This window comes from Latilactobacillus parafuchuensis, from assembly GCF_055271665.1.
Map to the genome: position 1 here is coordinate 1,143,307 of NZ_CM143875.1, position 13,840 is coordinate 1,157,146.

General features: G+C 41.2%; 12 protein-coding genes. 9 read left to right on the top strand and 3 right to left on the bottom strand.

Features of this window, described 5'->3' with window-relative positions:
- Nucleotides 1-42: 42 nt before the first annotated feature.
- The 7 genes from ACVPPQ_RS05705 (at nucleotide 43) to ACVPPQ_RS05735 (ending at nucleotide 8,164) form a co-directional block, all read left to right on the top strand.
- Complete coding sequence (locus tag ACVPPQ_RS05705; protein WP_463493238.1) at nucleotides 43-1,830, top strand: L-fucose isomerase; 1,788 nt, start codon at nucleotides 43-45, stop codon at nucleotides 1,828-1,830.
- A 14-nt stretch (nucleotides 1,831-1,844) separates the two neighbouring features.
- Nucleotides 1,845-3,329, top strand: a complete 1,485-nt coding sequence (locus ACVPPQ_RS05710) for a rhamnulokinase (protein ID WP_463493240.1) — start codon at nucleotides 1,845-1,847, stop codon at nucleotides 3,327-3,329.
- Nucleotides 3,330-3,343: 14 nt separating this feature from the next.
- Nucleotides 3,344-4,690 (top strand): sugar porter family MFS transporter, encoded by a 1,347-nt coding sequence (locus ACVPPQ_RS05715; protein WP_463493242.1) that lies wholly within the window; start codon nucleotides 3,344-3,346, stop codon nucleotides 4,688-4,690.
- A gap of 1 nt (nucleotide 4,691) precedes the next feature.
- Nucleotides 4,692-5,117: an RbsD/FucU family protein gene (locus ACVPPQ_RS05720; RefSeq protein ID WP_463493244.1), complete on the top strand. Its 426-nt coding sequence runs from the start codon at nucleotides 4,692-4,694 to the stop codon at nucleotides 5,115-5,117.
- A 61-nt stretch (nucleotides 5,118-5,178) separates the two neighbouring features.
- Entirely contained in the window at nucleotides 5,179-5,826 is a 648-nt protein-coding gene (locus tag ACVPPQ_RS05725; protein ID WP_463496344.1) for an L-fuculose-phosphate aldolase, read from the top strand.
- A 363-nt stretch (nucleotides 5,827-6,189) separates the two neighbouring features.
- Nucleotides 6,190-7,125 carry a uridine-preferring nucleoside hydrolase UriH gene (uriH, locus tag ACVPPQ_RS05730; protein WP_463493246.1) on the top strand — a complete coding sequence of 312 codons (936 nt, stop codon included), beginning with the start codon at nucleotides 6,190-6,192 and terminating at the stop codon, nucleotides 7,123-7,125.
- 43 nt (nucleotides 7,126-7,168) lie between these two features.
- Nucleotides 7,169-8,164 carry an aldo/keto reductase gene (locus ACVPPQ_RS05735; RefSeq protein WP_463493248.1) on the top strand — a complete coding sequence of 332 codons (996 nt, stop codon included), beginning with the start codon at nucleotides 7,169-7,171 and terminating at the stop codon, nucleotides 8,162-8,164.
- A 61-nt stretch (nucleotides 8,165-8,225) separates the two neighbouring features.
- On the opposite strand, the gene ACVPPQ_RS05740 is transcribed toward ACVPPQ_RS05735, so the two are convergent.
- From ACVPPQ_RS05740 to ACVPPQ_RS05750, 3 genes are all read right to left on the bottom strand, one after another.
- Complete coding sequence (locus ACVPPQ_RS05740) at nucleotides 8,226-8,672, bottom strand: DUF2798 domain-containing protein (protein ID WP_463493249.1); 447 nt, start codon at nucleotides 8,670-8,672, stop codon at nucleotides 8,226-8,228.
- 100 nt (nucleotides 8,673-8,772) lie between these two features.
- A complete protein-coding gene (locus tag ACVPPQ_RS05745) occupies nucleotides 8,773-9,237 on the bottom strand; it encodes a DUF2798 domain-containing protein (RefSeq protein WP_463493251.1) in 465 nt (154 codons plus the stop codon).
- Between the two features lie 114 nt (nucleotides 9,238-9,351).
- A complete protein-coding gene (locus tag ACVPPQ_RS05750; RefSeq protein WP_254680674.1) occupies nucleotides 9,352-10,821 on the bottom strand; it encodes a BCCT family transporter in 1,470 nt (489 codons plus the stop codon).
- 921 nt (nucleotides 10,822-11,742) lie between these two features.
- On the opposite strand from ACVPPQ_RS05750, the gene rpsN reads away from it, so the two are divergent.
- Both rpsN and ACVPPQ_RS05760 read left to right on the top strand, forming a co-directional pair.
- Nucleotides 11,743-12,012: a 30S ribosomal protein S14 gene (rpsN, locus tag ACVPPQ_RS05755; RefSeq protein ID WP_254680661.1), complete on the top strand. Its 270-nt coding sequence runs from the start codon at nucleotides 11,743-11,745 to the stop codon at nucleotides 12,010-12,012.
- Nucleotides 12,013-12,585: 573 nt separating this feature from the next.
- Nucleotides 12,586-13,761, top strand: a complete 1,176-nt coding sequence (locus ACVPPQ_RS05760; RefSeq protein ID WP_463493253.1) for a multidrug effflux MFS transporter — start codon at nucleotides 12,586-12,588, stop codon at nucleotides 13,759-13,761.
- The last annotated feature ends 79 nt before the right edge of the window (nucleotides 13,762-13,840 follow it).

Consider the following 13,840-nt stretch of genomic DNA (forward strand, 5'->3'; position numbering starts at 1 on the left):
TTTATAATAATGCTTGTAAATAAAATATTGGAGGTAATTTCTATGTTAAGTTTTGAATATCCTAAGTTAGGCATTCGCCCTACAATCGATGGTCGTCGTAAAGGCATCCGTGAATCACTTGAAGCACAGACGATGCAAATGGCCCAAGCGGCAGCTAAATTAATTGAAAGTACTTTGAAATATCCGGATGGTACACCCGTTAAAACAGTTATTGCTGACACGACGATTGGTGGCGTTAGCGAAGCCGCTAAGGCCAAAACAAAATTTGATAAAGAAAATGTTTGTGGGACTTTAACAGTGACACCATGTTGGTGCTACGGTAGCGAAACCATGGATATGACCAAAGATATCCCACACGCAATTTGGGGTTTTAATGGCACTGAACGACCAGGGGCCGTTTATTTAGCCGCTGTTTTAGCTGCGCATACTCAAAAAGGGATTCCAGCTTTTGGAATTTATGGCGAAGACGTTCAAGAAGCGGATGATACTTCAATTCCAGAAGATGTTAAAGTTAAAATTTTGCGTTATGCAAAGGCAGCTTTTGCGACTGGGATGATGCGCAACAAAGCTTATCTATCGATTGGCAGCGTAGCGATGGGGATTGGTGGTTCAATTGTCGATTCAGATTTCTTCCAAGACTATTTAGGCATGCGTAATGAATATGTTGATATGTCGGAAATTATTCGTCGTTGGGATGAAGGTATTTACGATCATGAAGAATTCGAAAAAGCTTATAACTGGGCTAAACAATATACACCAGTTGGCCCCGATATTTATAATGCTGACAATCCTGAAAAATTTACCGATGAGGTTAAAGCGGAACAATTAAAGAAATGTGTTCTAATGGCGATGATTGCACGTGGTTTAATGCAAGGTAATGAAAAATTAGCCGAACTTGGTTTTAAAGAAGAAGCTGAAGGCCATTATGCCTTAGCCGCAGGGTTCCAAGGACAACGCCAATGGACTGATCATTTTCCAAATGGGGATTACATGGAAGCCATGTTAAATTCACAATATGATTGGAACGGCTTACGCGCTCCTAATATATTAGCAACTGAAAATGACTCATTGAATGGTGCTTCAATGTTATTCAATTATTTATTGACGAATACCCCTCAGATTTTTGCGGATGTTCGGACCTATTGGAGTAGCAAGGCGGTTGAAAGAACAACTGGTGTTAAAATGGACGGACTATTAGCTAATGGCTTCCTACATTTAAGTAATTCAGGTGCACAAACGTTAGATGCTTCGGGACAAGAGAGTGTCAATGGGGCGCCAGGAATCAAACCATTCTATGAATTAGATGAAAAAGAAGCACAAGCTAATTTGGATCATACGCGCTGGATTCCTGCCAACATTGGCTACTTTAGAGGTGGCGGTTTCTCAAGTAATTATGTGACTAAGGGTGGGTCTAAAGGGATGCCCGTTACAATGACTCGGATTAACTTAGTTAAAGGGGTTGGACCGGTCTTGCAAATTGCTGAAGGATACGCCGTTGATTTACCTGGCAAGGTCTTTGATGAAGTGAATAATCGGACTGATCCAGGCTGGCCATCAACATTCTTTGTACCAACTTTAACGGGCAAGGGCGCTTTTAAATCAGTTTATGACGTGATGAATAACTGGGGCGCTAACCATGGCGCCATTAGTTACGGTCATATTGGTGCCGATTTAATCACGTTGGCTTCAATCTTAAGAATTCCAGTTAATATGCATAATGTGGCTGAAGAAGATATTTTCAGACCACGCGCTTGGTCATCATTAGGCACTGAAAATTTAGAAGCAACCGATTTTAATGCTTGCCAAACTTTTGGACCTTTATATCGGTAATTGGAGGAATCAACATGGCAATTAAAAATTTAATCGCGGTTGATCTTGGTGCTAGTTCTGGCCGTTTAATTTCAGGAACTTTTGATCGAAATCGGATTACGTTAAAAGAACAATTTCGTTTTTCAAATCAACCAATCGAAATTAATGGTTCCTTGTATTGGGATTATCTAAAAATAATTCAAGAAATTAAATATGGTTTATCGATTGCGGAAAAAGATTTGGGCCAGATTGAAAGTTTAAGCGTCGATACTTGGGGCGTCGATTATGGCCTATTGGATCAAGAAGGTGAACTGGTACGGACACCACACAGTTATCGCGACGCTAGAACCACTGAAACCAAGACACAATTTGAGATGACTTTTGAAAATTGCCAACTTTTTGAAAAAACCGGTGTCCAAAGTAATGTGATTAACACAATCAATCAATTGTTTGCTGAATTTTCGAAACGTCCTTATTTAAGGGCGCAAGTTGCGAGCATTCTTTTTATGCCTAACTTAATTGAATATTTCTTATCTGGAATTAAATCAAATGAATTTACAATCGCCTCAACCAGCGGTCTGCTAGATCAAAAGAGTCGCCAGTTACAACCGACTGTTTTGAAACAACTACAGATACAACCAGCGGTATTTGGTGAAATCAACCAACACGGTGCTGTCTTAGGGCCAATATTACCAGCTATCAAGAATGAAGTTGGTTTAAAATCTGATATTCAAGTGATTAATGCCGTTGGGCACGATACGGCTGCCGCTGTGTTGGCATTACCAATTGAAAAACAAGACCAACATCAAACGGCTTTTATCAGTTGTGGCACTTGGTCAATTGTGGGAATCCAAACCGATACGCCGGTTATTAATGAATTGGTTGCTAAAAACGGCTTAACCAATGAAGGGTGTTTTGGTGGTGGCAATCGGTTATTAAGTAATATTACGGGACTTTGGATTGTTCAAGAATTACAGAAAGAATGGTCATTTCAAGGTGAAATGATTTCTTATGGCGACATGGTAAATTTGGCCAAAGCGGCTCGCGACATCCCTAGTTTCATTAATCCAAAGGCGCCGACATTTGCCACTCCTGGTAAGATGGCGGAAAAAGTTGAACAATTCCTGACAAAAACGAATCAGGAACAACCTCAATCAAAAGGTGAACTGTTAAAAGTTATTTATCAAAGCTTAGCGTTGAGTTATGCACAGACGATTCAATTACTAGAAGACTGTAGTCAGGCTACTATTCAAACGATTCATATGTTTGGTGGTGGTATTCAAAATGAGTATCTAGTTCAATTAACCGCTGATTATACTCAAAAAGCGGTTGCTATCGGACCAGTGGAAGCGAGTGTGATGGGCAATATTGTTGGCCAATTAATGGTGACGCATCAACTATCAGAAGCTGATAAAGTCACGGTTTTAAAAAATTCATTTGCGACTAAAAAAATACAACCTAATCAACAACAAGCGGCTTTACAAGCACAATTAGCTAAGTTCAACGATTTAATTCAATAAAGGGGATGCTTTTTTTGGAAGCGAATGAAGGACAACTTGAAAAAAATAAAACAGCACCAATTGTTTATCTATTTGCCATTCTAGGTGGTTTTGCGGGGCTATTGTATGGGTATGATTCAGGAGCAATTTCATTGGCTTTGCCGTCAATTACGATGGCATTTGGCCTAAATGCTGCTGAAAAAGGACTCGTTGTGAGTTTTCTGCTATTTGGCGCTTTACCAGCGATTGTGGTCTTTACGGCAATTGAAAAGAAAATCGAACGTCGTAACGTATTAATTCTTGGTGGGATTATCTTCATGTTTGGTAGCTTGATGTGTGCGATGGCACCCACTAAAATTATTTTAATGATTGGGCGCTTCATTTTAGGAATCGCTGCGGGGATCGCTAATATGTACGGCTTGATTTATCTTTCGGAACTGGCACCAAAACATATTCGGGGATTAATGTCGTCGTTATATCAGCTTAGTGTCAATATTGGGATTTTGGTGGCCTACATTATCGGGGCCTATAATTTAAATAATAATGCGTGGGAATGGACCTTAGGATTAGGGGTCGTTCCATCGGCAATCTTTGTTATTGGGATGCTAGTTAGTCCCCAAAGCCCACGTTGGTTGATTCGGGATGGTCAAGTTAGTAAAGCTCGTAAGGTCTTAATGAAAGTCAGAACTTCTAAAATCGAAGTTGAAACTGAAATTTCAGATATTCAGGAGAGTTTAAAAACCCAAGAGGCTGGACTGGGTGAATTGTTCCATAAATTTAGACCAGTGCTTTATCTGTTATTTACACTAACGGCTTTTCAAGTCTTTACGGGGATTAACGCTGCGGTTTATTATGCACCAGAAATATTCCATAATTTAGGTCTAGCCAATGCTAGTATTGTGGCTAACTTCGGTGTTGGGATTGCGTTAGTCGTTTCAACCTTTATTTCTTTACCTTTCATTGATCGATTAGGTCGGAAGAAATTGTTAGAAATTAGTTTAGGTGGACAGGTATTACCCGCAATTGCGTTGTGCATCTGGTCCGATAATGCGACAGTGGCCATCATCGCTATCTTCCTGTATGTTTTCATGTTTGGTTTTGGTCTGGGGCCTGTCTTTTGGTCTTATGTACCAGAAATACTACCAATGAAGGCACGGGCATTAGGAGTGGGCGTTATCACGTTTACCCAGTATTTATTAAATGCCATTTTTTCTTTAGTATTTCCGATGATTTTAGAAAAAATTGGGATTAATATTTTCTACTTTTTCGCGGCATTATCATTCTTTGCGGTTATCTATATCCATAAACATGTGTTAGAGACCAAAGGTAAATCATTAGAAGAAATAGAACATTATTGGGAAGCGAAAGAAGGTACTAATTAAGATGTTAAATAGAATTCCAAAAATTTTATCACCAGAGTTGGTCAAGGTGTTAATGGAAATGGGTCATGGTGATGAAATATTGATTGCTGATGCTAATTATCCGGCTAAGACCAATAACGAGTGTGTGATTAGAGCTGATGGCATTGGTGCAACTGATATTTTAAAAGCTATACTAGCAATAATGCCATTGGATTCGTACGCTGACTATCAAGGAATATTGATGGAGGTTGTCCCTGGTGATCCAGTTGTTCCCACGATTTGGGATGATTATCAATCAGAAGTGGAACAACATTTTGAAGGTGCGGTTATTAAAAAGATGGAACGTCAAAGCTTTTATCAGTATTCAAAGAAATGTTTTGCAGTGGTTCAAACTGGAGAAACGGCGCTGTATGGTAATTTAATTATTAAAAAGGGTGTCGTTAACTAAGCATGAACCAAGTAAAGTGAAATGAATCAACAATTAAGAGAAAGTAGGCAACAACATGTTAATGGAGAAAGAACGTAAGCAGTTAGTTGAATATGGGAAAAAATTAGTGAATGACGGTTTTACATTAGGAACAGGTGGTAATCTGAGCTTGTTTGATCGTAAAAATCAGACCATGGCAATCACTCCTTCCGGAATTGGTTTCTTTGAAATTCAACCAGAGGATATTGTTGTGATGAAAACCGACGGCACAATTGTCGAAGGTACTCGGACACCTTCAAGCGAGTGGGTGATGCACCGTAATTTCTATGAAAGACGAACCGATATTGATTGTGTGATTCATGCACATACGATTTATTCAACAATTCTTGCTGAATTACGTTGGGACTTACCAGCAACCCATTATATGATTGCTGTTGCAGGAAAAGATGTGAAATGTGCAAAATATGCTAGTTATGGCACCAAGGAACTCGCCGAAAATGCCTTTGAAGGTATGCAAGATCGCAAAGCGGTTCTGTTAGCCAATCACGGTGTTTTAGTCGGTGAACATGATATGTTAGGGGCTTATAATGTCTTAGAACAAGTCGAATACTGTGCTAGCATTTACTATCGTGCTAAAAGTATTGGCGAACCAGTTGTCTTGGACGATGCTGAAATGGATAGCATGATGGATCGTTTTAAAACATACGGTCAACGTAAATCAATTAAATAGCGCTAGCCAAAAAAGATATCACCCCAGTCGGTGATATCTTTTTTAGCTATGGAATAAGTTAGCTTTTTCATTGAATCAAAAACATAATAATCGGCAGCAACATGAGTAAGATGATGACAGCTAAAAAGATGCTCAATATTAATAGCACTTTTGAGCGATGTCGCAGGTAATTGTAAATGAGCCAAGCTTCTAGTACCAATAAGACTGCTACTAGGAAAAAGAATGGGGTATAGGTCATGATGGTCATCCTCCCTAAGTTGGTTGCAAGTGTCATTAAAGACTAGCGTCGCGCCTCTAATGAAACCGTTTCATGAATATGTTATCATAAGAAGTGAATTAGCACCAAAATGGAGGCTTTGAATAATGGGTAAAAAAATAATTTTAGATTGTGATCCAGGCCATGATGATGCCATTGCCATGATGTTGGCATATGGGAATCCGGAGATTGATCTATTAGCGGTGACGACCGTTGCTGCTAATCAAACGCTGAACAAGGTGACGCGGAATGCGCGCTCGGTCGCAACTTTAATCGGAATGCACGATGTCCCAATCGCGGCGGGTTGTTCACGACCCCTAATTGAAGAAATTAAAGTGGCAGCTGATATTCACGGTGAATCTGGTTTGGACGGTGTTGTTTTACCAGAACCGACCGTGCCGCTTGAAGAAATTAACGCGGTTGATTTAATCATTGATTTGATTATGCAAAATCCCGCCAAGACGATTACCTTAGTACCAACGGGTGCCCTGACGAATATCGCCATGGCTACTCGTAAGGAACCGCAAATTATCGACCGGGTTAAGGAAGTCGTTTTAATGGGCGGCGCTTATCACGATGCCAACGCGAGCGCTGTCGCGGAATTCAACATTAAGTTTGATCCAGAAGCAGCCAAGATTGTCTTTAACGCCGGTTGGCAAGTGACAATGGTCGGCTTAGACGTCACGCATACCGCTTTAGCAACGCCTGAGATTGTCGACCAAATTAAAGCGATTAAAACGGAAACGTCAGATTTTGTGGTCGATTTATTGGCCTTCTTCCGCGATATGTATAAAAAAGGGCAAAATTTCGATGCGCCGCCCGTTCATGATCCGTGTGCCGTCGCTTACGTCATCGATCCGACGGTGATGATTACCAAAAAAGTGCCCGTTGATATTGAATTGAATGGCACGCTCACCCGTGGGATGACCGTTGCTGATTTCAGATATCCAATTCCTGAAGATTGCCAAACGAGTGTCGCCGTTAAATTAGACCATGCTAAATTTTGGCAGATGGTCGAAGACGCCATTCGCAAGATTGGTTAATATTTAGAAGCGTTTATTATAAATGGAGAAAGAAGGGGTCTTGATGACCTACACCGCAAACGAAAATCGTTACCAAGATATGCTTTATCGCCGCGTCGGTAATTCCGGGTTAAAACTACCCGCACTTTCATTAGGCTTATGGCATAACTTTGGGGAGACGGATAAAGTCGCCAACCAAAAAGAAATTATTTTTGGTGCGTTTGATATGGGCATTACGCATTTTGATTTAGCGAATAATTATGGGCCACCAGCTGGTAGTGCCGAAACCAATTTTGGCCGGATATTACATGATGATTTAAAAAGTTATCGAGACGAGATGATTATTTCGTCAAAGGCCGGTTATTATATGTGGCCCGGTCCCTACGGCGAATGGGGTTCTAAGAAGAACATCATCGCTAGCTGTGATCAGTCGTTACAACGGTTGCAGTTGGATTATGTCGATATTTTTTACCACCATCGGCCAGATCCTGATACGCCAATCGAAGAAACGGCGCGTGCTTTAGATTTATTGGTGCAACAAGGCAAGGCACTGTACATCGGGATTTCGAATTATTCGGCGGCGCAAACCCAAGCGATTACTAAGGTTTTCCGCCAGTTAGGGACCCCGTTTATCATTCACCAACCGCGTTATAATATGCTGGATCGGTGGATTGAAGATGGTTTAACGAATGTTTTAGCGGAAGAACAATTAGGCGCGATTACCTTTAGTCCGTTAGCGCAAGGTTTGTTGACCAACCGGTACCTCAACGGGATTCCAGCTGATTCCAGAGCAGCGCGTCCGGACAGCCCATTCTTATCCGAAGAACGGGTGGACCAAACGATTGCGACGGTTCAAAAGTTGAACCAAGTTGCGCAACAACGGGGTCAAAGCTTAGCCGAAATGGCAGTGGCTTGGAATTTACAACAACCAACTGTTGCCAGTGTTTTAGTCGGGGCTTCCCGGATTAGCCAATTGCAAGACAGCGTTCGCGCGTTGAATAATCTGACGTTTGAACCGGCAGAATTAGCAACAATTAATCAGATATTAACGACAAAATAAAAATGATTCTAAAAAAGAAGCAACTCCCCATTGGTAACGGGTGAGTTGCTTCTTTCTTTGGTTAGGCGTTGGCTTGAATTCGACCAAGAATCAATCGAGAAAAAGGACCAACAATTATCAATTGAAGTGGTAGCGCGACGATGATGTTCATGCGCCAAGCGTGTAAGTAGGCCCCGGATAAATCATTAGGAATCCCGCTTTCAATTAAAACGCCGAATAGTGACATGCAAGTCACCATCCCAAGAATCATGAGACATGAAATGGTTAGAATCATCTGTAATTTGCTGTCCTGATTTAACGGCAATTTGAACGCAATCTTTTTAGCGAGTACGCCGATTACAAATGAATCTAATATAAATGCCACGATGAAGCCGGGAATTAGACCAGTCACTAGTGCAATCCAAGAGAGTGCACCATGGAGCAATAGGTTATAGATGCTCATCCCTAATACCATACAGAAACACATTAGGGTTGTAAAAATAATACCTTCTTTTTTATTTTGGGGCATCGACAAAACCTTCTTTCTAAAAGTAACCAATTACCACCGTAGCATAAACGAATAGCGCTCGTAAGTGATTTTTTTAGAAGATGAGGTTTTTCTAATAAAATTAGTCGACTTGTGCGGCGACCTGGCGATTTTGTACCCGCCCCAGAATCGCGCGACAGAAAGGTCCGACGATGATTAATTGCCAAGGGAAAGCGAAGACGACGTTCGTCCGCCAAGTGGCAAAATAGGTGTGCATGATGTCAGTGGGAATCCCACCTTCGACCAACATGCCGAAAACGGACATGCAAGTCACCATGTATAAAAGTGTTAAACATGAAGTGCCTAGAATCATTTGAAAACGGCTCTCATGATTCAATGGTAATTTAGCCAAAACAAATTGAACCAGATTACCGACGATGAATGCTTCTAGGATAAAAGCGATGATAAAACATGGCAAAAAGATCGTTGCGAATGCCTTAATCGTGAAACTATCACGAATAATCATATTGTAAGAACTCATACCAATCACCATGCAGACACACATGATGGCCGTGAAGAAAATACCTTGTTTCTTATTTTGGGGCATTAAAAAATCCTCTTTTCTGAAAAGTTAACAGTTATAACCGTACCATAAAAAAATTTGTGGCATAAGTTATTTTTTTCAGAAAAGCGGATTTATTTTTTTAAAGGTTATTGAAAATTATTTAAGCGGGGTCTCGTTGGTCTTGACGGCATGGAAAATCGAAATCAAGAGCAGTGCACAGACGAAAATCAGTGGGAAGCCCGCTATGACACAGATTGCTTGGACTGTTTCGAAACCACCGACGACCACAATTCCGAGAGAAAATAGGATGAAGATGACGACCCAAGCCATCCGATTCCAACGATCGGGTTGTTGGCCAATTTTTAATTCGAGACTGGTAAATGACGAAACGATAAATGCGGACGATGAAATCGTGGTTGCCAAAAAGATAAAACATGACAAACAGAAAATCGTGAGCATGACAATCTTCCAAGGTAAGGTGCCAATCAACGCAGCAATCACGCTGGCTTGGCCTTGTGTGTTGAGAATGTGGACCAAATCAACTGCACCGGTGCGTTGTAGGTATAAAGCGTAACCGCCTAAAATCGCGTAGAAACTCATACAACTTAAGGCACCATAAGTCGCCATCCCAAGTAAGACTTGGCGAATGGTCCGACCTCGTGAAATCCGGGCGATGAATAAGCCCATAACAGGCATGTAAGATAACCACCAACCCCAATAGAAGAGCATTTCATGTTGGGCGAATTGACTATTTTTACCCGTGGCGTTTAAACTGAGTCGACCAAATTTACCGACTAGATGGAAAAGATCCAAGCCTTCTGCACCAATCAATTTGACGGTTGGGCCGATTAATAAGACCAATAATAAGAAACCAATGGCGGTGTAAATGTGCCAAGCACTTAACTTTTTAATGCCTTTATCCAAACCGGCGTAAACCGTTAGGGTAAAGAGCACTAATAAAACGCCGAAGAGGCCTAATTTTAACCAAAGTGTATCGGAAACCCCAGTCATGGCACTTAAAACTTTAGAAATGACGGGGATTTCCATCCCGATTGAAGAACCAATCCCGCCCATAATCCCGAAAACGACTATGAAATCAATGAGTTTACGGCCAATTTTCTTGTACATTTGGGGACCTTCTAATAAATCAATTGCAGCGCTCAAGCGTTGAACGCGTAAGTTTTTTACATATATCGCATAACCAATCGCGACGGTGGCGGTGGCAAAAATCATCCAGGCCATCGGACCCCAGTTGAATTGACCGCAGACGTTGGCGTAACGGTAAGCCGCTGCTGAAAAGGGCTTAGCACCAAACGGTGGGTTTTGTAAATATTGCAACGGATCAGTTGTGCTGAGCATCAAAATGCTGGCATCAATTGCGGTGGCAAAAACCATGCTACCCCATTGGAAGTCATTATATTCGGGCTTCTCGTTGGGTTGTCCAAAACGGATTTTACCGTAACGACTGAATCCGAGCCAGATGAGAAAAATAAAATTAATGATATAGATACCAATATAAAGCCATCGAGAATGTGTCGTTAGTGCGTCCAAAATCTGAGAAACCGTTTGTTGCAGCGAGTCACCTCCTACCAATAAAATGATGGAGACAATCCCGAATAGCAACATCGTGGGGATGAAGACGACTTTATCAACATTCTTGCGCTTTAAAATAGTAATCCTCCTGAGTTTGTTAAAGATGGGCTGTTTAACCACAAAAAAACACACCTGTACGATTGGTCAACTGACCACCTGTACAAGCGCGTTATTATAACGTATACAAATGAAAAAACAGCCTAACTTAATTTAATTTCTTACCTAAGCATAACACTTATCTGATATTTGTTAAGGGGTTTTCAGAAAAAGAGCGCTGACAAGCCTGATTAACTTCTGAGTATAGCCTAGAGTAGCAGATTATGATCGGGTTATGGTCATGATTTGATACTCGTAGCTAAACGGAAGAAGTTGGCTTGGGAGGCGCATTTCAGAAAAAGAGCGCGTTGGTTGCGGTAACAATTGAGCATTAATAAAACTTGATTAGTAATCTAGGGTTTAAGATTATTGGTCAAGTTAGATTAAGCGGAAGTTGTTGCAACCAAAAGCGCGTTTCAAATAAAAGAGCGCTGACAAGCCTGATTAACTTCTGAGTATAGCCTAGAGTAGCAGATTATGACCGGGTTATGGTCATGATTTGATACTCGTAGCTAGACGGAAGAAGTTGGCTTGGGAGGCGCGTTTCAGAAAAAGAGCGCTGATATTCACGGGAGATTTTGAGCATTAGCCTAGTTCCGTGAATAAAGTCTGGGTTTTAGACTTTGTTTGCGAAACGTAGCTAAGCACAGAAATCTGTGAGTAAAAGCGCGTTTCAGAAAAGATCGTAACTGATCTAGTCAGTTTTCAAGGACAATATAGTTCGCAAAAGCAATTACTTTTAATAAGTTCTTTTGCTTGTGATTTAATCGAATGCCATGTAGGATAACTTTGGGTATCTAATCAGAACGGTTTGAACGTTCAAACCGAATATAAAATTGAAAAAGAGGTTCGTTAAACATGGCAAAAAAATCAAAGATTGCAAAATTAGCAAAACAACAGGCGATGGTCGCACGATATGCTGACTTACGGGCCGAATTAAAAGCAAAAGGTGATTATGTGGCTTTGTCTGAATTACCAAAGGATTCAAGCCCGGTTCGCTTACACAACCGCGATCAACTAGACGGCCGACCACACGGGTATATGCGTAAATTTGGGATGAGTCGCTTAAACTTCAGACAACTAGCACACAAAGGCCAAATTCCAGGCATCAAAAAAGCAAGCTGGTAAAAGCCTGAGCGCTGATTCGAGCGGTTAATCTTTGAGCATAACCTAAAAATACCAATTATGGTTGACCTTAACCATGATTGGTATTTTGTAGTTAGGCGGAGAAGATTGCTCGAGAAGCGCGTTAAAATATAAGTGTGAGTTCTCATGGTAGTTTCTGAGCATTAGCCTAGTTCCGTGAATAAAGCCCGGATTATGGGCTTTGTTTGCGAAACGTAGCTAAGCACAGGAAACTGTGAGGACGAGCACGTTAAAAAACAAGAGCGTGACCTCGAAGATTGCTCAAGAAGCGCGTTTAAGATTATCGGTTATTTTAGATTAACCGAAAACTGTTGCAACCCAAAGCACGTTTCGAAAATGAGCGCTGACTCGAGTTTATCAGCCTTTTAGGATTGAACATCACCTTAGTTTGAACTCGCAATTGTTTTTTGATATAGTCAATGTACGATTCAAATCATGGATTAAAAAATCGGTTATATTGGAGGTTGGTTGGATGAGCTATTCACAATTCATTGTGTGTGTTGCCGTAGATGATTAAGGACGTTTTTCAGCAGATTAAATAATTAGGAGTGCATTATGAAAAACGTCCAGAAAAAAGTACCATCAATTCTTTTAATGATTGTGCTGGTTGGTTTTCCACAAATCAGCGAATCAATTTTTACGCCTGCATTGCCGGAGATTAGTCGTGTGATGCAGGTCAGTCCACAAATAACGCAGTTAACGATGAGTACCTACTTTGGTGCTTTTGCATTCGGTGTTTTATTTTGGGGCTGGTTATCCGATCAAATCGGCCGTCGTCCTAGTATGTTGTGGGGGATTGGCATTTATCTAATCGGGAATCTCGGTTTGTTAGGCGCACCACAATTTCCCGAGTTATTAATGGCGCGAATGATACAAGCGTTTGGTGCGAGTGTCGGTTCCGTAGTCACGCAGACGATTATGCGTGAGGCTTTCAGCGGTATTACGGGTGCTAAGGTATTCGCAAAAATTGGCGCGGCTATGGCGTTAGCGCCAGCATTGGGACCACTAATTGGCGGATTAGTCCAGACCTACTTTGGTTACCGCAGTGTTTTTTCAGTTCTAGTGGTGATGGCGATTAGTGCTGGATTATATGCATTCGCAGCATTGCCAGAAACGCGTGTTCAAAAGGCGCCTAGAAAAGTGGCTGTGAGGGCTTTGATGAAACGATTACTGAGTGATCGAAAAGTTTGGGCCTACGGTATTTTAATCAGTGGGGTTAATGGTATCTTGTTCAGCTATTATGCTGAAGCACCATTTGTTTTTATGAGTCATTTTAAGTTAACGGCCATTCAATATGGCCTGTTAGGGCTAGTACTAGCAGCGGCCAGTATTCTGGGGGCAGTGACGACTAATTACGGCTTGGCGCATTTTGATGCTGTCAGAGTGGCTCGTAGCGGGCTATGGTTGGCATTATTTAGTGGTGTTGGTTTAGTCTTTGCTAGTAGTAATGATCAGTTGATTTTAATAATCATTACTATTTTTGGAACTTTCTGGGGCCTGAATACGACGTTACCGATTGCATTGAACTTAGCACTAGTTGGGTATGAGACTGTGATTGGGACGGCAAGCGGCCTGTTTAGCTTCGCGTATTATTGGTTAATTAGTTTGTTAACTTATGGGATTAGTCGACTGCATACGGGTTCAATTTTAGTTCTGCCAATCTATATGGTCAGCTTAATGATCATTATGTTAATCGCGTATTACGGCGGTGTTCGTCAAAATAAAGTGTAAGAAATAAAGCTGTGACAGAACTCGGTTATCAATTGCCTATCAAGTTGAAAAGTCGCCTATTCCGAACAGGATAGACGAC